This window comes from Streptomyces sp. enrichment culture (assembly GCF_964273255.1).
GTDB lineage: Bacteria > Actinomycetota > Actinomycetes > Streptomycetales > Streptomycetaceae > Streptomyces.
The window spans coordinates 1,445,732-1,464,178 of record NZ_OZ186835.1 but is presented as its reverse complement, the minus strand read 5'-3'; the positions used below and the strand labels follow the sequence as shown (position 1 = coordinate 1,464,178).

Below are 18,447 nucleotides of genomic sequence, written 5' to 3'. Positions count from 1 at the left end.
TCGACCTGCGAGAGAAGGACATCTGATCGCTCTCTCACTACGGCGCAATTTCCTGGGTGAGAGAGCGATCAGGTTCATCGAGCCGGACCGGGACACCTGGTGACTGTTTCCCGCGTTCCAGGTGAGTACCGGTAGCCGGCGGAGCACATGAGCCTTGATCAGGCGACGGACCTGCTGATAGGCGCCGCCGTAGCATCGGCGTACGACGACGTTCTGCACGGCGTCGGCCCTCTTGCCTTCGACCACCTTCCCCGCAGCCTTTTCGAGGATGCCGGAGGTCGAAGCGCTGAACAAGATCCTCAGGGACTTGACGGGCTTGGACATAGGCCGGCCTCCGGCCTGACTCGGAGACCACCACGCCACCTCTGGCGCAAGCCCCTGCTGGGCATGGTCACGCTGTGCGCTCATGTACGGCCACTCCTCACGCGACCGGTGCTTTGGGGGCGGCGGGTGCCGCATGGGTGCCACATGTCGAACGGTTGAGGACGAATTCAGATCGGCAGATAACCGAAATTGAATCAAATGCGACCGTTGTGCATTTAGAGACTAATGGTGACAAGATGCGGCCCCGGATCCTGAGGGGTGACGGCATCTCATGGGGGTTGTGGCTCCTTTTGCTGTGCGTTCCCCCAAGACGTCCCAGGATGTGTACGAGCGCAGCAAGGAGCCGCGATGACCCAGACCACTGCACCGCCTGTCATCCCAGGTCCGCGAGACGGCTCCGCCGAACCACGTGGCCCCGTGGCCCCGGTGCCGCCCCGGCTCACCAAGGCGGTCATCCGCAACTTCCGGCTGCTTCGCAGAACCGAGCTCTCCTTCACCGACGAGGTGACGCTGTGCGTCGGCCGTAACAACACGGGAAAGACCTCGCTGGCGAAGCTGTTCGAATTCTTCGTGGCGAGGAAGAAGACCGCGCTGCGCATGGAGGACTTCTCCGCCGACTGCTACGAGGAGTTCCTCGCTGCCCATCGCCTCTTCGCCGCGGGCGAGGTGGAGCAGGCGCGCGACACGGCTCCGGCAGTCACCCTCACCCTTCACATCGCCTACGACAAGGACTGCGGCCAGTATGGGCCACTGGCCCCCTTCGTGGTGGACCTCGACCCCGACTGCTCCGAGGTGGTGATCAGGTTCGCCTACGCGTTGGGGGACGGTGCCCTGAAGGAGTTCTTCGGGAATGTGCCTGTGGAGCCGGATGCCACCGCCACGCTTGAGCGGCTGGGCAGAGACATCCCGAAGCACTTCGAGATGTCGGTGACGGCGGTCGACCCGACCGATGAGGCGAACGTCCGACCGGTCGACCTCGCGGACGTGCGCACCCTGGTGAGGGTGGACTTCGTCGAGGCGCAGCGAGGACTGGACGACGAGGGCGAGGGGCATGCCGCGCCGATCGGAGCGGTTTTCGAGCAACTGCTGACCGCGGCGGAGAAGAGCCAGAACGCGACGTGGCTGGAGGAGCTCGCCGCGAGCATCGACAGGACGCTCGTGGACACCTCCGGCAGTCTCGACAGCAGCCTCCAGAAGGTCCGCGAACGGGTGGCGCCGACGTTGAAGGCCTTCGGTTATCCAGGCTTGGGTAACCAGGAGTTCGTCACGGCCGCCCGGCTGGACTCCAAGAGGCTGCTCAGGAACTTCGCGCGCATTCACTATCCGGGAGTGGCCGGTGTGCGGTTCCCGGAGTCGTACAACGGCCTCGGTACGCGGAACCTGGTGATGATTCTGCTCAGGCTGTTCACCTGCTACCGCGACCACACGGCGACGTCTCTGGAGTCGGGGATCCATCTCGTCTTCCTGGAGGAACCGGAGGCCCATCTGCATCCGCAGATGCAGGAGGCGTTCATCCAGCGACTCACGTACTCCGTCAGTCTGTTCCCTCGGATCGAAGCGCAGATGAGGGCGAGCATGCCCGGGCAGGCGGGAGCGGTCGAAGAGAGCAGCACCGCAGGCGACAGCGGCCCCCGGTGGAACGCTCAGTTCGTGGTGACCACCCACTCGGCACACGTGGCCAACCAGGGGCGCTTCTCCGACATCCGGTACTTCCGAAAGGAGGAGGACGCCGTGGAGAGCGGAGGCGAGCCGGGGGCGGCCCGCACCGTCATCAAGGACCTGTCCCAGGTGACCGGCGACGAGAGGTTCCTCCGCAAGTACCTGACCCTCACCCGGGCCGACCTCTACTTCGCGGACAAGGCCATCCTTGTCGAGGGCGCCAGCGAGCGAGTCTTCGTCCCGGCGGCGGAGGAGAAGCTGGCGGCGAGGAGGCCCGGAGAGACGCCCCAGCACCAGTACGTGACCCTGATGGAGGTCGGCGGGGCGCATGCCCACAGGTTCTATCCGCTGCTGAAGGTCCTCGGGATCCCGGCCCTGATCATCACGGACCTCGATCCCGTCGACAAGAGCGGGCCCAAGAGGGGCAAGTGTCTGGTGTCCGAGGCCGGACATACTCACAACCCGTCCATCAAGGCGTGGTTCTCCGAGACGGCGGACATCACGGTGGCCGAGCTGCTGCAGCGGGCCGAGACGGACCCGCCGATCGCCGGCGGCAGCATGTGCCTCGCCTACCAGGTGCCGGAGGAGCCCGGCGGTCCGTGCGGCCGTACCTTCGAGGACGCCTTCGCGCTGACCAACCGGGCCCTGTTCGGCATCTCCGCAGGTGACGCTCCCACCCAGGAACTGGAGGAACAAGCCCGTGGCAGCGTGGAAAGCAGGCGCAGCAAGGTCGACTTCGCCCTCGACCACGTTCTCGGGGACCACGACTGGGAGGTCCCGAAGTACATCAGGCGCGGCCTCGAGTGGCTCATGGCACAGGACGGGACGGCGACAAAGGCGGACGACGAGTGACGACCGAGGCGGAAAACGTCACGCACACGATCCTGACGTCCCTCCGGGAAGGCCGGCACTTCAAGGTGGAGGCCGGCGCCGGTGCGGGCAAGACCAGCTCACTGATCGAGGCACTCCGGAGCATCCTGGCCGACCGCGCCCGCTACCTCCCGCGGCCCCACCAACGCGTCGCCTGCGTCACCTACACCAATGTGGCCCGCGACGAGATCATCAGCCGCACCGACCGCAGCCCGTACGTGTTCGCCGAAACCATCCACGGCTTCCTGTGGCAGCTGCTCTCCCCTTTCCGTAAGCACCTGCTGCGCCACATCGTCGAGCTGGACATCATGCCGTCGAAGATGGAGGGCCGCACCTCGCTGGACGGCTACACCGTCGAGTACAGCACCGGCTTCCAGAAAGTGGACCATGACACCCGTCATGTGCAGCTGGGGCACAACGACCTGCCTGTCCTCGCAGGGGCGTTCTTCGCCCTTCCCAAGTTCCGGGCCCTAGGGTCTGTCGTCAAATGATCTTCGATCGGGGATCATGGTCGGGTGATACGTCGCCATGAACTGTCCGATGCCGAGTGGGCCTTCGTGCAGCCGCTGCTGCCCCGGTCCGAGCGGGGCCGCAGACGGCTGGACGACCGGACGGTCCTCAACGGGATCGTGTGGAAGTTCCGGACCGGAACGGCCTGGCGGGACGTGCCCGAGCGGTATGGCTCCTGGGCGACGCTGCACACCCGCTTCCGCCGGTGGGCCAAGGACGGCACCTTCGAGCGGATGCTCCGGGCCGCCCAGGCCAGGGCTGACGCGGCCGGGGACATCGAGTGGCTGGTGTCGGTCGACTCCACGATCGTCCGAGCCCACCAGCACGCGGCCGGAGCGCGAAAAGGGGGCTCCACTCCCCGGGACTCGGCCGGTCCAGAGGCGGTCTGACCAGCAAGATCCACCTGGCCTGCGATGGCGTCGGCCGCCCGCTCGCCTTTACCGTCACCGGCGGGAACACCAACGACTGCACGCAGTTCACCGCCGTGATGGAGGCGATTCGGGTGCCCCGGCCGGGTCCGGGACGGCCCCGGGTCCGACCCGACCACGTCATCGGCGACAAGGGCTACAGCTCCAAGGCCATACGCACCTGGCTGCGGCGACGGAACATCCGGCACACCATTCCGGAACGGTCCGACCAGGTTCGCAACCGGATCCGGCGCGGCAGCCAGGGCGGACGTCCGCCGGCCTTCGACAAGCAGGTCTACAAGCGGCGCAACGTCGTCGAACGGTGCTTCAACCGCCTCAAGCAATGGCGTGGCATCGCCACCCGCTACGACAAGACCGCCGAGTCCTACCAAGCAGCCGTCACCCTCGCATCGCTGCTGATGTGGGCGTGACATTTGACGACAACTCCTAGCCGCCGACCGGTTCCCGATCATCTTCGTGGACGAGTACCAGGACACCCCCGCCGGCCTGGCGGAGGCCATGCTGGGCGCGCCGGGCGAGAAGACCACAGAGCGCGGCCCCCTCTGCGGCTTCTTCGGGGACCACTGGCAGCAGATCTACGAGAACGCGTGCGGGGCACTCGAGGACGCGCGCCCGACACCGATCTTCAGACGGCGCAACCGCCGCTCGCAGCGCGCCGTCGTGAACCTCCTGAACAGGATGCGCCCCGAACTGACACAGACCACGGTGCCAGGAGCGGGCGAGGGCACCGTCGCCGTCTATCACACCAACGAGTGGGCCGGGACAAGACTCACTCACCATCGGAAGGGCCAACTCGACTGGGGCGCGGCCCACGCGGCCCGGAGCTGGGTATTGAACGATGCCCGCGAGCGGTTGTGGAGCACCGGGACATCCGGGCACGATGACCCGGCGTGGGCGGAGGAGCCGAGCACGAAGATCCTCATGCTCACGCACGAGACGATCGCCGGCGAGCTGGGCTACCAGAAGCTCCACGGAGCCTTTCGGCGCAACGATTCCTACGTGAAGAAGGAGGACCATGCAATGGCCTTCTTCATGGACACGCTGGAACCTGCCCTGCTCCACCACCGGCACAAGCGCTACGGCGCGATGTTCGACGCACTCGACCCACGTGGCCGCCCACCCATCAACTCGCCCGCCGACAAGCAAGAATGGGTGGCGTTCCTGGAGAAGCTGGGGGAGACCCGCGAGACGGGCACGGTCGGCGACGTCCTCGACCTCTGTCTTGAGCAGCAGCTCTTCGACGGCCTGGAGAAGGTACGCGAGCGTCATCGGAAGACCGTGTCACCAAACGCCGCCGACCCGCAGGCTGTGAGTGACGACAAGGCCAAGGCCCGGGCGGCGGCCCGGTCGAGGGAGTACCAGCAGCTGCGCGACGTTCCGTACGCGCAGCTGCTGGCGCTGAACGAACACCTCGGCGGTGGCACACCCTTCGCCACACAACACGGAGTGAAGGGACTGGAGTTCACCCGGGTCCTCACAGTGGTCAGCAAGGGTCACACCCGCTTCCAGATCCCCGAGATGCTGGCCAACTTCTCCCGGCGCGACGAACTGGTGGACAAGGATCTGGAAGCGTTCATCCGAGCGCGCAACCTGTTCTACGTGGCGTGCTCACGAGCCAGAGAGCACCTGGCCATCCTCTTCACCACGAAACTCGAGCCTGCCGCACTGGACACCATCCGGGAATGGGTCGGTGAGTCGCGGATCACGTCGCTGCGATTCGACGGGGACAGAGTGGTGGGGGGTGAGCGGGAAGGCTGATACTCCCACCCCGGAACCGAAGCAGCCCGGTCGGCGGTGGGTGCCACGTGACCGGTCGGCCGGGTGGGGTGCTGTCACTTGCCCTCGTAGAGACGGTTCAGGTCGACCAGTTGGACGGTCCGGTTGCGGTCCGCGATGCCGTGCAGGTCGTGGGCGGAGGCGGCGCTGCTGAAGCAGAGCAGGCGGGTCTGGTCGGAGGCGGGTGGTGCCGGTGGCACGAGAGGCTGGCGGGCGCCGTGACCTGCCCCGGATCTGCCCGGCGTGCTTGACGTGGGCAAGCCCCCTAATCATTCCTCGGCTCTTGCTCTGATTGCTTGCAGTTGCGATCCGATTCGGACGTGATTACTCGATGCCCGGATCATCGGCCTCTTCGAGGAGGCGGGCCGCGAGGTCGTCGGCCCACTCCACGGCCCAGGAGCGGAGAGCGGTGATGGTGGCGTCATCGAGCCCGTAAGCGGCGAAGGCTTCGTCGTCAGTCCACTCGGCGCCTGTGAGATTCGACTGTAGATCCTCGCGCTCGAAGCGGCCGCGGGCGTGGCGGCGGCCGAACTCCTCGAGCTCGGCAGTGGTCCAGCGGCGCGAGGCTGCGAACACGTCGATCAGGTCGCGGGGCGCTCCACGGTCGGCGAGAGCACGGACCTTGGTCCCGATCACATCCTCCTCCGCGAGGACGGGCCCGTACGGACTCTGGGCGACCGGCCGCCAGAAGATCTCCTTGAGGATGTCGACCTCGCAGTCCTGCCCGGTGGCCGGATCGGACACGGTGAAGCGGGCGGACAGCGGGGCAATTTCCAGCGCGTGCACCTTCCAGCCGCGGGCTTCCAGGCCGACGCGGAGCGTGGCGGCGATGTCGGCCATGGGCGCCGGGTTCTCGGTGGCGACATCAAGATCCTGGCTGGGGCGGGTCACGAGGCGGTGCGCCCGCACGGCGTACCCACCGGTGAGAACCAGGGGATACGGGGAACCCAGCGCGATCACATCTGCCAGGAGCCGTGTGTGCAGCTCCGGCATGTCCGTCACGCGGCTGCCCGGATGTGGGAGGCGAGCTGGGGGAAAGCATCTTCCCATACGGCGCGCACGCTGCGGCCGACGAGGGTGCGCAGCACCGGCCACAGCTGGAGGAGCAGTTCCTGGTTGAGGTAGCGGGGCAGGTCGTCGCGCAGGCCCTCATGCAGAACAGTGCGGTAGAGGCCCATGCGCTGGCGAGGCTTTTCCAGGTCGTACGACGTCATCCCAGACCAGGCCATGTGCAGCGGTAGCTCCACGATCCCCTGGGTGGGGCCGTGCAACTCGTCCAGTGACTCCGGCAGACGCCGCCGGAATTTCTCCCGGTACAGCGCGAGATCTTCGGCGACCGCGTCCGAGAGGCCGCTCGGCGCGGGCACGGGGCGCTTTGAGCTGGAGGTCATGCTTCTATTATGACCGCAGGGGAGCGGTAAGGGTCATGATGCGCGAGCTCGCGTCCGCAGTGAGCGGGACGGGCTTGCGAAGGGTGTCTGAGTCTGACAGCAAGGCAGCGAGTCGAGAAACCCTCCCTGACGTGTGCTCGTCTATGAGGCGCTCAGGCCGACGTCTTCCGGACGCAGTGCGTGGAGTGCCGGGCAATCCGTTCCCCAGCCCCTGAGGCCGATACAGTCTCCCGGCCCGGCCCGGCCCACAAGTCCCTGAGAAGTCCCACAGACGAAGCAGGACCCCCTCCTGGCTCGCGTACACGCAGGTCAGGAGGGGTGTAGCGGTGTTGTTTCTGAGGACTTTCAGATGTCCCGGAAGATCTCGATCTGCGCCCCGATCGAGTTCAGCCGTTCCGCCAGGTCCTCGTAACCCCGGTTGATGACGTAGACGTTGCGCAGGACCGACGTGCCGTCCGCCGCCATCATCGCCAGCAGGACGACCACGGCCGGGCGCAGGGCCGGCGGGCACATCATCTCGGCGGCGCGCCAGCGGGTGGGGCCCTCGACCAGGACGCGGTGCGGGTCGAGCAGTTGGAGGCGGCCGCCGAGGCGGTTGAGGTCGGTCAGGTAGATGGCCCGGTTGTCGTAGACCCAGTCGTGGATGAGGGTCTGGCCCTGGGCGGACGCCGCGATGGCCGCGAAGAACGGGACGTTGTCGATGTTCAGGCCGGGGAACGGCATCGGGTGGATCTTGTCGATCGGCGCCTCCAGCTTGGAGGGGCGCACGGTGAGGTCCACCAGGCGGGTACGGCCGTTGTCGGCGAAGTACTCCGGGCTGCGGTCGTGGTCGAGGCCCATCTCCTCCAGGACCGCGAGCTCGATCTCCAGGAACTCGATGGGGACGCGGCGGACGGTGAGTTCCGACTCCGTCACGACGGCGGCGGCCACCAGGCTCATGGCCTCGACCGGGTCCTCGGAGGGGGAGTAGTCCACGTCGACGTCGATGGTGGGCATGCCGTGGACGGTCAGGGTGGTGGTGCCGATGCCGTCGACCTTGACGCCCAGGGCCTCCAGGAAGAAGCAGAGGTCCTGGACCATGTAGTTGGAGGAGGCGTTGCGGATGACGGTGACGCCGTCGTGCCGGGCAGCGGCGAGCAGCGCGTTCTCGGTGACCGTGTCCCCGCGCTCGGTCAGCACGATCGGGCGGCCGGGGCGGACGGACCGGTCCACCACCGCGTGGTACTGGCCCTCGGTGGCCGCGACGTCCAGGCCGAAGCGGCGCAGGGCGATCATGTGCGGCTCGATGGTGCGCGTGCCGAGGTCGCAGCCGCCCGCGTAGGGCAGCTTGAAGCGGTCCATGCGGTGCAGCAGCGGGCCGAGGAACATGATGATGGAGCGGGTGCGGCGGGCGGCGTCCGCGTCGATGGCGTCCAGGTCCAGCGCGGCCGGCGGCACGATCTCCAGGTCGACGCCGTCGTTGATCCAACGGGTGCGCACGCCGATGGAGTTCAGGACCTCCAGGAGGCGGTAGACCTCCTCGATGCGGGCGACGCGACGCAGGACCGTGCGCCCCTTGTTCAGCAGCGAGGCGCACAGCAGGGCCACGCACGCGTTCTTGCTCGTCTTCACGTCGATGGCGCCCGACAGGCGCCGTCCGCCCACCACGCGCAGGTGCATCGGACCGGCGTAGCCCAGGGAGACGATCTCGCTGTCGAGGGCTTCGCCGATCCGGGCGATCATCTCAAGGCTGATGTTCTGGTTGCCGCGCTCGATGCGGTTGACGGCGCTCTGGCTGGTGCCGAGCGCCTCGGCCAGCTGCGCCTGCGTCCAGCCACGGTGTTGCCGTGCGTCGCGGATGAGCTTGCCGATGCGTACGAGGTAGTCGTCTGCCATGAGGTTGAGGCTATCTCAGATATGAGATGGCACCTCCTGGGGGGTCCATCCGGGTGATGCGGCATCAGTGTCGCCTGGTCCGGCTGGTGCGACGCCACCCGAAAGGTCCGGGCAAATCCATCGATGTCGTACGACGTCCGGTGCTGCTCCGTGTGTACCGCGGGCCCTTCGAGCTGCCCGTGGTGATGGACCAGGACTTCTTGTTGATGTTCAGCCGCACCCCCGGAAGGATCCGAAAGCTCTTGCGAAAGGTAAGCGGCATGCCTGCCTCCGTTCAAGTCGGGGGAGTTGAGCGCCTTCCCGGATCGGATACCCCGAGGAGGCGGCCTGATGGCTTCCGTCGTGCTTCCGGGCCTCCGCACGGCCGGTCACCGCCGGGCGCCCGGTGTCCCGTCGAGCCCGGAAGCCCGGAAGCCCGGAAGCCCGGAAGTCGGGAAGCCCGGAAGCCGGGACGCGGAGCATGCGACACGGGACATGCGACATGGGCCATACGCCGTCCGACACGAGGACCTGTCCGTAATGGCTTGATCACTCCTTTGGAGCATGTTCTTCTGTTCGAGACCAACGGGCGGCAGGCACCTGATGCGGTCGTGCGTGCGTGCCCGGCACCGATACTGACGGGGGAGCTCATGAGGCTTGCCAAGAGCGGGGTGGACCATGTCCGCCACCTGCACACACTCGGCCCGCGCGGCACGAATCTGGAAGCGGCGTCCCACGCATGGCTGCGACGGCGCGGAATCCCAGGGACGGTGGAGCTGCACTCCTCCATCGAGACCGCGCTCGACGCCGTTCCCGACGACGGAGAGCACGCGCTGGTCGCCTGCGCCGTCTATCCGGCGTTACACACCCTGGTGTTCGGCAACCTGCACCGCCTGCACATGGTCGACAGCTTCATCATGCCGACGCACAACATGGTGCTCGCCACCCGCGGGACCGACGTGCCCGGCACGGTCGCCTCGCACCCGGCGCCCAGGGGGCTGGTGCCCGCCGGTACGGAGATCCGGGAGGTCCTGAGCAACTCCCGGGCGGCCATCGAGTGCGCCGAAGGCCGTGTCGAGGGCTGTATCACCACCGTCGTCGCGGCCCGGAACCACGGACTGCGCGTGGTGCGGGACTTCGGCGCCGTCCCCATGGTGTTCACCGTCCATCAGGTTCTGACGGTCGGCGCCGACGACGGCGAGCGGCTGCTCCCGGCGGGGGCGGTCCTGTGACCGACACCAGCGCCACCGCCGCTGCCACCACCACCGTGACTGCCACTGTGACCGCCACCGCCACCGCCACCGCTCCGGTTGCGGCGGACCTGCTGGCCGACGCCGACGAACTCATGAGGGTCCTCATACCGCAGGTCGACCGATTCCGGCAGCGGCAGGCGGGAGACGGCACCGTGTCCGGAGCGACCGCGGACGACGACGCCCTGCTCCGCCGGATCCGTGACGAGGCGTGCGCCTGGTACACGCGGCACGGACGGGACGAGCAGGCCATCGCCCTGGCGGCCGACGTCGACGACTGGCTCGCGGCCGGCCTCGGGACCCGGCCGCACTTCGCCCGCTCGCGGGACGCCCTGCCCGTCCCCGAGGACGGCTCCGCCGTCTTCTTCCTCGCCCCGCTGCAGAGCACCAACAGCGCGCCGCCCGTGGGCAAGCGGCTGGACTGCTTCTTCGCCCTGCGCAAGGAGCCCGCCGCGCTGCCGGAGCTGGCCCAGGCGCATCCGCATCCCCGCAACAACTGCCAGTCGCTGCTGCTGATCACCGGCAGCGCGGGCTTCCGGCAGGGCAACTGTCTGGTGTTCTTCCCGGAGAACGTGGCCGCGCACGACAAGATCACCGAGCAGCCGTACGCCATGTTCTTCTACAACAAGATGCGGAAGATCCACGAGACGTACGCGCTGCCCGGTGCGGCGGCGGTCCTGACTCCGGAGTCGCTGCCGCGCGCGTCCACGGGCCTGGACCCCGACGTGTGCTTCGAGGCGCGCGCCATCTGGGGCTATCTGCACGACTCGATGCACTACCAGGGGCTGTGGCCGTTCGACCAGCACATCTCACTGAAGATGAACTGGTTCGTCGGTCTGCTGGAGGAGATCAAGGTCGACGCCAAGACCGTACTGGCCTGTGCCGACAGCGGTGTCGTCCCGTTCGCCGCCGAGCAGATCGACATGATTTTGCTGGAGCGGGTGTTCCGCTATCCGCAGGCCGACGACGCCACCCGCAACTTCGACTCGGGCACCGGGGTCCTCCTCTACTCCTGGCTGCGCGAGCACGGTGCGCTGGCCGGGTCCCCGGCCGACGGCGGCCTGCTGCGCTTCGACCGGGCCAAGGCGATCGACGCACTGCGCGCGTTCGTCGCCACCGTCGAGGCGCTGGAGGCGGAAGTCACCACCGACGACGAGTACCGCGCGGCGGCCAGGGAACTGGTCCGCCGGTACCTGCCCGCTCCCGAGCCCGTCAAGGCCGGGCCGGTCACCTCCGCCTGCACCCCCCGTCGGCGTTACACGTTCACCGAGGACCAGCGGGTCCTGCTGCGCGCCAAGCAGGGGCTGGACCGGGTGCCCGCGCTGGAGTTCGAGCGGGCGGAATGGTGAGGGCCGCTCCCCGGCCGCCCGCCGGCCGGGGAGGACGCCCCGTCGGAAACCTCGGAGGAGACCCCGGAGGAGACCCCGGAGGGGGCCCCGGAGGCGGCCCAGAAAGGGATTCCGGAGGGCGCCTTGTGGTGCCCGTCCTGTCGGTGCTGATGGTCGCCCTGCTCGCGGCCGGCTGGGTGCTCGCCGGGCACCTGGTCGACGGGGCCCCGCCGCTGCTGGTGGCGGCCGGCCGGACCGCGGCCAGTTTCGTGGTCATCACCGCCATCGCCCTGCTGCACCCCCGGTCGCGGGCCCAGGTGCGGGCCGCGACCGCCCGCGGCGGCGGCGTGGTGCTGCTGGCCTTCCTCGGCTTCTTCGCGTACTACTCCGGAACGCTGCTCGGGACCGGCGTCATCGGGGCCTCCCGGGTCGGTCTGATCGTCTCCCTGCTGCCCTGCATCACCTTCGTGATCGGGATCGTCGCCTTCCGTGAGCCCTCCACGCGCCGCAAGGTCCTGGGCACGGTGCTGGCCGTGCTCGCCGCCTGCGGATACGCCCTGGCCGACGCCCCCGCCGGGGACGGCGCGGGCTCCGGGGCCGACGGGGGCGCGCTGGTGGGCGGCGGGCTGCTGGCCCTCGGCGGCACCTTCACCTACGCGGTGTACGGCTACGTCTACCGGCGGCGCATGGCGGACCTGACGCCGGTCGCGGCCCTGCCCGCCATCACCGGGGCGGGCACGGTCATGCTGGGGCTGACGGTCGTGCTGTTCGTCCCGCTCGGCGGCGTCTCCGCGGCGGACTGGGGCGGCATCGCGGCCCTGGGGGCGGTCCTCACCGCTCCGGTCTTCCTCATCTCCCACGAACTCATCCTGCGCAAGGGGCCGTTGTTCACCTCGGCCATCGCGCTGGCCGTGCCGTTCCTGGTGCGCCTGGGGGAGTGGGCCCTGGGCCGGGAGCCCGCGCCCGGACCCCTCGTACTGCTGATGCTGCTGCTGTGCGCGGGCGGCGTGTGGCTCACCATCGGCGGCGGCAGCCCCGCCCCGCGCACCGAGGAAGCCACGACGACCACGGCAGCCGAGGCGGCCACGGCGTCAGCGGCAGCCGCGGACACCGACAACCAACCGGCGCACGGACGCGGGCCCCGCCTCCCGCAGGGACCCGACCCCCGCCTCCCGCAGGGAGCCGAGGCCGAGGCGCACACCCGGCAAGGAACATCGTGACGGCAAAGGACCACGTGATGACGACGCACCACCCCAGGCCCACCCTCGTCCTGGTCTACCAGCGCACGTCGCTGCCCTGGGTCTTCGAGAGCGCGGAGCGGGCCGGGATCGACCTCGTGCTCGTGCCCCGGCCCGACGAGACGGTGTCCCAGGACGGGTTGCCGCCCGCCGTGGTGGACGTCCTGCGGCTGGACGTGGAGGCCGACCCGGCCGGGGCGCTGGACGCCCTGCGGCGGCGGTACGAGGAGCACCCCTTCCAGGGCGTCGTCACGCTCTACGACCCCGCCGTGCCGTTCGTCGCCGAGGCAGCCGAACGGCTCGGGCTGCCCGGGATCGGACGGGACGTGGCGCTCGGTGCGCAGGACAAACGCGTCATGCGGGAGCGACTGGCCGCGGCGGACCTCAACGTGCCGGGATTCGTCCGGCTGGACCACCCGGGCGACTGGGAGAAGGCGGCGCGCCTGGCCTTCCCCGTCGTGGTGAAGCCGGCCCACGGCTTCTCCAGCCTCGGCGTGACCAAGGCGGAGTCCCCGGGGGACCTGAAGGACGTGGTCGACGAGGTGTGGCGGACCTGCTCGGGCAAGCTGGGCCGGGTCGACGGCCTGGTCGTCGAGGAGTACCTGGACGGCCCCGAGTTCGCCGTGGAATCCCTCGCCCACGGTGGTGACGTGCGGATCCTGACCATCGGCTACAAGGGCGACCCCCAGGGCCCGCACTTCGAGGAGGGCGTCTACCGCGCGCCGGCGTCCCTGCCCGCCGATGTCGAGGAGGACATCCGCCGCGAGGTGACGGCCGCGCACCGGGCCCTCGGCATCACGGACGGGCCGACCCACACGGAGCTGCGGCTCCGGGGCGGTGTGACGCCGTATCTGCTGGAGATGGGCGCCCGGATCGGGGGCTCCGGGGTGTCCCAGTACATCGCCTCGGGGGTGACCGGCATCGACTTCGCGGCCCAGGCGCTGCGGATCGCCGCCGGGGCCGCCGCCGAGCCCCTGGCCTCCGGCCCGCCGCCGGAGCCCGTGGGGGCCGCGGCCAACTACATCGTCCCGTGCGGCGGTTCCGGCCGGATCAGCGCGATCCACGGCCTGGCCGAACTGCGCGACGACCCCCGGGTCGACCACGTCGTGCAGATGCTGTTCCCCGGCGACGTCGTGCGGCCCTACCCGGACTTCACCGGCTACCCGGCGTTCGTGCTGTCCCGGCACGCCGACATCGCCGAGGCCGAGGAGTTCCACCGGTTCCTGGAACGGTCCGTCCGCATCGAGTTCGCCGACGACGAGACGGACGACAGCCAGGGCTCCGACAGGGCCGGTGGCACCGACGGCACCGACGCCACCGACGGCGCCGTCAGGACCGCCAGAACCGACGGCACCGACCACGGGGAGCCGCAATGACCTCCGTTCCGTTCGACGACCGCGACGGCGTGATCTGGCTGGACGGGGCGTTCGTGCCGTGGCGCGACGCCCGCCTGCACGTCCTCTCCCACGGCCTGCACTACGGCGGCGGAGTCTTCGAGGGCATCCGCGTGTACGACGGCCGGCCGTTCAAGTCCGTCGAGCACTTCCGGCGGTTCCACGCCTCGGCACGGGAACTGAACTTCGCGATCCCCCACAGCGTCACCGACCTGGACGCCGCCCTGGAGGAGACGGTCCGGCGGCAGGGCATCGCCGACGGCTACGTCAGACCCGTGGCCTGGCGGGGCGGCGAGCAGATCGCGGTGTCCGGGACGGGGACGTCCGTGCACGTCGCGATCGCCGCCTGGGAGTGGCCGCACGTGTTCTCCGGCGACGCGCACAGCCGCGGCATCACGCTGCACACGTCCCGGTGGCGGCGCCCGGCCCCCGACACCGCCCCGGTCCGGGCGAAGGCGGCGTCGCTGTACGCCATCGGCACGCTGGCCCGCGACGAGGCGGAGGCGGCCGGCTGCGACGACGCCCTGCTCCTGGACCATCGGGGACACCTGGCGGAGGCCACCGGAGCCAATCTCTTCGTGGTGACCGGCGGGTCCCTGCACACGCCGATCGCGGACAGCTTCCTCGACGGCATCACCCGGCAGACGGTCCTGGCGCTCGCCCGTGACCTGGGGATCACCGTCCACGAACGGCGCATCCGGCCCGGGGAGCTGCGCGACGCCGACGAGGTCTTCCTCACCGGCACGGCCTACGAGGTGCAGCCGGTGCGTGCCGTGGACGGACACGCCTTCGAGGTCGGCGGCGTCACCGCGATGCTGTCCAAGGCGTACACGGAACTGACCCGTTCCGCCGGGGCGCCGTAGCCGCCACGGGTACGGGCGGGAGCCGTCCCGAGGGCGGGCGCCCCACATGCCCCGGTCCACCGGTTCCCGGAGGACTCCCACAGACCTCCCACCGGACTTCCGGCCCCGCACCGGCCCCGGACCGGCCCTGCACCTGCCCCGCACCGGCCCCGCACCGGCCCCGCACCGGCCCCGGACCGGCCCTGCACCTGCCCCGCACCGGCCCCGCACCGGCCCTGCACCGGCTCCGGACCGGTCCTGCACCTGCCCCGCACCGGCCCCGCACCGGCCCCGGACCGGCCGCAGGACCGACGCCACTCGGCGGGCGGCCCGCACACATCCGCGACCCCGCGCGGTCGTGGGCGCCCCCGTCGCGGGCACTCGGAGCGTGACACAACACACGGGCGCACCGGGGCCCGCGCATGACCATTCGGCCCCGGTGTACTAGAGTTATCTCGACATCGAGATATCTACCGAGGAGCACTGCACCCGCCGCAGTGGTAAGGCGTACCTAACTTAGCCTTACCTTAGCGGATCGGTCGAGACGTCGTGGCGGCGCCACGCGGCGGCAGCCGCGGGGAGTCGCGGTGTGGTGGTACGCGCACATCAATGAAGGAGACTGTCGTGTCGGCGAACAGCTTCGACGCCCGCAGCACGCTGCAGGTGGGCGACGAGTCGTACGAGATCTTCCGGCTGGACAAGGTCGAGGGCTCCGCGCGCCTTCCCTACAGCCTGAAGGTCCTGCTGGAGAACCTGCTCCGTACCGAGGACGGCGCCAACATCACCGCCGACCACATCCGCGCGCTCGGCTCCTGGGACTCCCAGGCGCAGCCGTCGCAGGAGATCCAGTTCACCCCGGCTCGCGTGATCATGCAGGACTTCACCGGCGTGCCCTGCGTGGTCGACCTCGCCACCATGCGTGAGGCCGTCAAGGAGCTGGGCGGCGACCCGGCGAAGATCAACCCGCTGGCCCCGGCCGAGCTGGTCATCGACCACTCCGTGATCGCCGACAAGTTCGGCACCAACGACGCCTTCAAGCAGAACGTCGACCTGGAGTACGGCCGCAACCGCGAGCGCTACCAGTTCCTGCGCTGGGGCCAGACCGCCTTCGACGAGTTCAAGGTCGTCCCCCCGGGCACCGGCATCGTCCACCAGGTGAACATCGAGCACCTGGCCCGCGTCGTCATGACCCGTGACGGCAAGGCCTACCCCGACACCCTGGTCGGCACCGACTCGCACACCACCATGGTCAACGGCCTCGGCGTCCTCGGCTGGGGCGTCGGCGGCATCGAGGCCGAGGCCGCGATGCTCGGCCAGCCGGTCTCGATGCTGATCCCGCGCGTGGTCGGCTTCAAGCTCACCGGTGAGCTGAACCCCGGCACCACCGCCACCGACCTGGTGCTCACCATCACCGAGATGCTGCGCAAGCACGGCGTCGTCGGCAAGTTCGTCGAGTTCTACGGCGAGGGCGTCGCGGCCACGAGCCTGGCCAACCGCGCCACCATCGGCAACATGTCGCCGGAGTTCGGCTCCACCGCGGCGATCTTCCCGATCGACGGTGAGACGCTCAACTACATGCGCCTGACCGGCCGTTCCGCCGAGCAGGTCGCGCTGGTCGAGGCGTACGCCAAGGAGCAGGGCCTCTGGCTGGACCCGCAGGCCGAGCCGGACTTCTCCGAGAAGCTGGAGCTGGACCTCTCCACGGTCGTGCCGTCCATCGCCGGCCCGAAGCGCCCGCAGGACCGCATCGTCCTCGCCGACGCCAAGGCGCAGTTCGCGCAGGACGTCCGCAACTACGTCAAGGACGGCGGTGACGTCGACGAGGCCAGCAAGGAGTCCTTCCCCGCCTCCGACGCCCCGGCCATCTCCAACGGCGCCCCCAGCCACAAGGTGAAGGTCACCGCCGCCGACGGCACCGAGTACGAGCTCGACCACGGCCACGTCACCGTCGCCGCGATCACCTCCTGCACCAACACCTCCAACCCGTACGTCATGGTCGCCGCCGCGCTGGTGGCCAAGAAGGCGGTGGAGAAGGGCCTGACCCGCAAGCCGTGGGTCAAGACCACCCTCGCCCCGGGCTCCAAGGTCGTCACCGACTACTTCGAGAAGGCGGGCCTGACCCCCTACCTCGACAAGGTCGGCTTCAACCTGGTCGGCTACGGCTGCACCACCTGCATCGGCAACTCCGGTCCGCTGCCGGAGGAGGTCTCCCAGGCGGTCAACGAGCACGACCTCGCGGTCACCTCGGTGCTCTCCGGCAACCGCAACTTCGAGGGCCGGATCAACCCCGACGTCAAGATGAACTACCTGGCGTCCCCGCCGCTGGTCGTCGCCTACGCGATCGCCGGTTCCATGAAGGTGGACATCACCCGCGAGGCCCTCGGCTACGACCAGGACAACAACCCGGTCTTCCTGAAGGACATCTGGCCCTCCGAGGCCGAGGTCAACGACGTCGTGGCGAACGCCATCGGCGAGGACATGTTCTCCAAGTCCTACTCCGACGTCTTCGCCGGTGACGCCCAGTGGCAGGCGCTGCCCATCCCGACCGGCGACACCTTCGAGTGGGACGCCGAGTCCACCTACGTCCGCAAGCCCCCGTACTTCGAGGGCATGGGCATGGAGCCGGCCCCGGTCGAGGACATCTCCGGCGCCCGCGTGCTGGCCAAGCTGGGCGACTCGGTCACCACCGACCACATCTCCCCGGCCGGTGCCATCAAGGCCGACACCCCGGCCGGCCAGTACCTCACGGAGCACGGCATCGAGCGCCGCGACTTCAACAGCTACGGCTCGCGCCGCGGCAACCACGAGGTCATGATCCGCGGTACGTTCGCCAACATCCGCCTGCGCAACCAGATCGCGCCGGGCACCGAGGGCGGCTACACCCGCGACTTCACGCAGGACGGCGGCCCGGTCTCCTTCATCTACGACGCCTCGCAGAACTACCAGGCCGCCGGCATCCCGCTGGTCGTCCTGGCGGGCAAGGAGTACGGTTCCGGCTCGTCCCGCGACTGGGCGGCCAAGGGCACCGCGCTGCTCGGCGTCCGCGCCGTCATCGCCGAGTCCTACGAGCGCATCCACCGCTCGAACCTCATCGGCATGGGCGTCCTGCCGCTGCAGTTCCCGGAGGGCCACACCGCCGACTCCCTCGGCCTGACCGGCGAGGAGACCTTCTCCGTGTCCGGCGTGACCGAGCTCAACGACGGCACCACCCCCCGCACGGTGAAGGTCACCACCGACACCGGTGTCGAGTTCGACGCGATCGTCCGCATCGACACCCCGGGTGAGGCCGACTACTACCGCAACGGCGGCATCCTGCAGTACGTGCTGCGCAGCCTGATCCGCAAGTAATCCGGCGCCCGGCCCGCCGGGGCCGGCGCACGCGGACCGAACGAGGGCCGCATCCCCGCACCGGGGGTGCGGCCCTCGCCGTCCGGTGGGCGGGCGGACGCGGGCGGGGCGGTGCCTCCCGCCATGCGGCGGGAACGCCCCACGCCGCACACCCCACGCGCGACGTGCTACGCCGCACACCCCACGCGCGACGTGCCACGCCCCACGTCCCACGGCGACGCGCGACGTGCCACGT

Annotated in this window: 15 protein-coding genes; 10 read left to right on the top strand and 5 right to left on the bottom strand. The window is 69.5% G+C overall.

The genetic code is table 11. The features are described from left to right. Positions 1 to 672 precede the first annotated feature (672 nt). The 4 genes from ACSU53_RS06335 (at position 673) to ACSU53_RS06320 (ending at position 5,549) form a co-directional block, all read left to right on the top strand. A complete protein-coding gene (locus ACSU53_RS06335; protein ID WP_437025413.1) occupies positions 673 to 2,835 on the top strand; it encodes an ATP-dependent nuclease in 2,163 nt (720 codons plus the stop codon). Further along, positions 2,832 to 3,344 (top strand): UvrD-helicase domain-containing protein, encoded by a 513-nt coding sequence (locus ACSU53_RS06330; protein ID WP_437025411.1) that lies wholly within the window; start codon positions 2,832 to 2,834, stop codon positions 3,342 to 3,344. Before ACSU53_RS06335 ends, ACSU53_RS06330 begins: the two co-directional genes overlap by 4 nt. Positions 3,345 to 3,371: 27 nt before the next feature. Next, positions 3,372 to 4,201, top strand: a protein-coding gene (locus ACSU53_RS06325) for an IS5 family transposase (RefSeq protein ID WP_355272912.1) whose coding sequence is annotated in 2 segments (ribosomal slippage) — positions 3,372 to 3,711 and positions 3,711 to 4,201 — 831 coding nt in all. Because the reading frame shifts where the segments join, the coding sequence is not laid out codon by codon here. 46 nt (positions 4,202 to 4,247) lie between these two features. Further along, a complete protein-coding gene (locus ACSU53_RS06320; protein ID WP_437025409.1) occupies positions 4,248 to 5,549 on the top strand; it encodes a hypothetical protein in 1,302 nt (433 codons plus the stop codon). 74 nt (positions 5,550 to 5,623) lie between these two features. On the opposite strand, the gene ACSU53_RS06315 is transcribed toward ACSU53_RS06320, so the two are convergent. From ACSU53_RS06315 to ACSU53_RS06295, 5 genes are all read right to left on the bottom strand, one after another. Then, positions 5,624 to 5,767, bottom strand: a complete 144-nt coding sequence (locus tag ACSU53_RS06315; RefSeq protein WP_399996654.1) for a hypothetical protein — start codon at positions 5,765 to 5,767, stop codon at positions 5,624 to 5,626. A gap of 124 nt (positions 5,768 to 5,891) precedes the next feature. Continuing rightward, positions 5,892 to 6,560 carry a nucleotidyl transferase AbiEii/AbiGii toxin family protein gene (locus ACSU53_RS06310; protein WP_437025407.1) on the bottom strand — a complete coding sequence of 223 codons (669 nt, stop codon included), beginning with the start codon at positions 6,558 to 6,560 and terminating at the stop codon, positions 5,892 to 5,894. A 5-nt stretch (positions 6,561 to 6,565) separates the two neighbouring features. Continuing rightward, positions 6,566 to 6,958 carry a hypothetical protein gene (locus tag ACSU53_RS06305; protein ID WP_399996657.1) on the bottom strand — a complete coding sequence of 131 codons (393 nt, stop codon included), beginning with the start codon at positions 6,956 to 6,958 and terminating at the stop codon, positions 6,566 to 6,568. 345 nt (positions 6,959 to 7,303) lie between these two features. Continuing rightward, positions 7,304 to 8,833 (bottom strand): helix-turn-helix domain-containing protein, encoded by a 1,530-nt coding sequence (locus ACSU53_RS06300; protein ID WP_437025405.1) that lies wholly within the window; start codon positions 8,831 to 8,833, stop codon positions 7,304 to 7,306. Between the two features lie 64 nt (positions 8,834 to 8,897). Next, positions 8,898 to 9,095: a DUF4236 domain-containing protein gene (locus ACSU53_RS06295; RefSeq protein ID WP_432058356.1), complete on the bottom strand. Its 198-nt coding sequence runs from the start codon at positions 9,093 to 9,095 to the stop codon at positions 8,898 to 8,900. 487 nt (positions 9,096 to 9,582) lie between these two features. Between ACSU53_RS06295 and ACSU53_RS06290 the strand changes: the two genes are divergently transcribed. The 6 genes from ACSU53_RS06290 to acnA all read left to right on the top strand — a co-directional run bounded on the left by ACSU53_RS06290 (position 9,583) and on the right by acnA (position 18,212). After that, positions 9,583 to 10,044 carry a bacilysin biosynthesis protein BacA gene (locus ACSU53_RS06290; RefSeq protein WP_437025404.1) on the top strand — a complete coding sequence of 154 codons (462 nt, stop codon included), beginning with the start codon at positions 9,583 to 9,585 and terminating at the stop codon, positions 10,042 to 10,044. Beyond that, entirely contained in the window at positions 10,041 to 11,411 is a 1,371-nt protein-coding gene (locus ACSU53_RS06285) for a DUF6421 family protein (RefSeq protein WP_437025402.1), read from the top strand. The genes ACSU53_RS06290 and ACSU53_RS06285 overlap by 4 nt, the downstream gene beginning before the upstream one ends. 125 nt (positions 11,412 to 11,536) lie before the next feature. Beyond that, positions 11,537 to 12,610, top strand: a complete 1,074-nt coding sequence (locus tag ACSU53_RS06280) for a DMT family transporter (protein WP_437025400.1) — start codon at positions 11,537 to 11,539, stop codon at positions 12,608 to 12,610. Between the two features lie 17 nt (positions 12,611 to 12,627). Further along, positions 12,628 to 14,004: an ATP-grasp domain-containing protein gene (locus tag ACSU53_RS06275; RefSeq protein ID WP_437025398.1), complete on the top strand. Its 1,377-nt coding sequence runs from the start codon at positions 12,628 to 12,630 to the stop codon at positions 14,002 to 14,004. After that, positions 14,001 to 14,885 (top strand): branched-chain amino acid aminotransferase, encoded by an 885-nt coding sequence (locus ACSU53_RS06270; protein WP_437025396.1) that lies wholly within the window; start codon positions 14,001 to 14,003, stop codon positions 14,883 to 14,885. Before ACSU53_RS06275 ends, ACSU53_RS06270 begins: the two co-directional genes overlap by 4 nt. Positions 14,886 to 15,488: 603 nt before the next feature. Further along, positions 15,489 to 18,212, top strand: coding sequence for an aconitate hydratase AcnA (gene acnA / locus ACSU53_RS06265; RefSeq protein WP_437025395.1), 2,724 nt, complete (start codon positions 15,489 to 15,491; stop codon positions 18,210 to 18,212). Positions 18,213 to 18,447: the final 235 nt, after the last annotated feature.

Bases quoted from the DNA above. Each gene is read 5' to 3' on its own strand.
- ACSU53_RS06335 (WP_437025413.1), top strand. From the start codon at position 673: ATGACCCAGACCACTGCACCGCCTGTCATCCCAGGTCCGCGAGACGGC.
- ACSU53_RS06310 (WP_437025407.1), bottom strand. From the start codon at position 6,560: ATGCCGGAGCTGCACACACGGCTCCTGGCAGATGTGATCGCGCTGGGT.
- ACSU53_RS06305 (WP_399996657.1), bottom strand. From the start codon at position 6,958: ATGACCTCCAGCTCAAAGCGCCCCGTGCCCGCGCCGAGCGGCCTCTCG.
- ACSU53_RS06300 (WP_437025405.1), bottom strand. From the start codon at position 8,833: ATGGCAGACGACTACCTCGTACGCATCGGCAAGCTCATCCGCGACGCA.
- ACSU53_RS06295 (WP_432058356.1), bottom strand. From the start codon at position 9,095: ATGCCGCTTACCTTTCGCAAGAGCTTTCGGATCCTTCCGGGGGTGCGG.
- ACSU53_RS06275 (WP_437025398.1), top strand. From the start codon at position 12,628: ATGACGACGCACCACCCCAGGCCCACCCTCGTCCTGGTCTACCAGCGC.
- ACSU53_RS06270 (WP_437025396.1), top strand. From the start codon at position 14,001: ATGACCTCCGTTCCGTTCGACGACCGCGACGGCGTGATCTGGCTGGAC.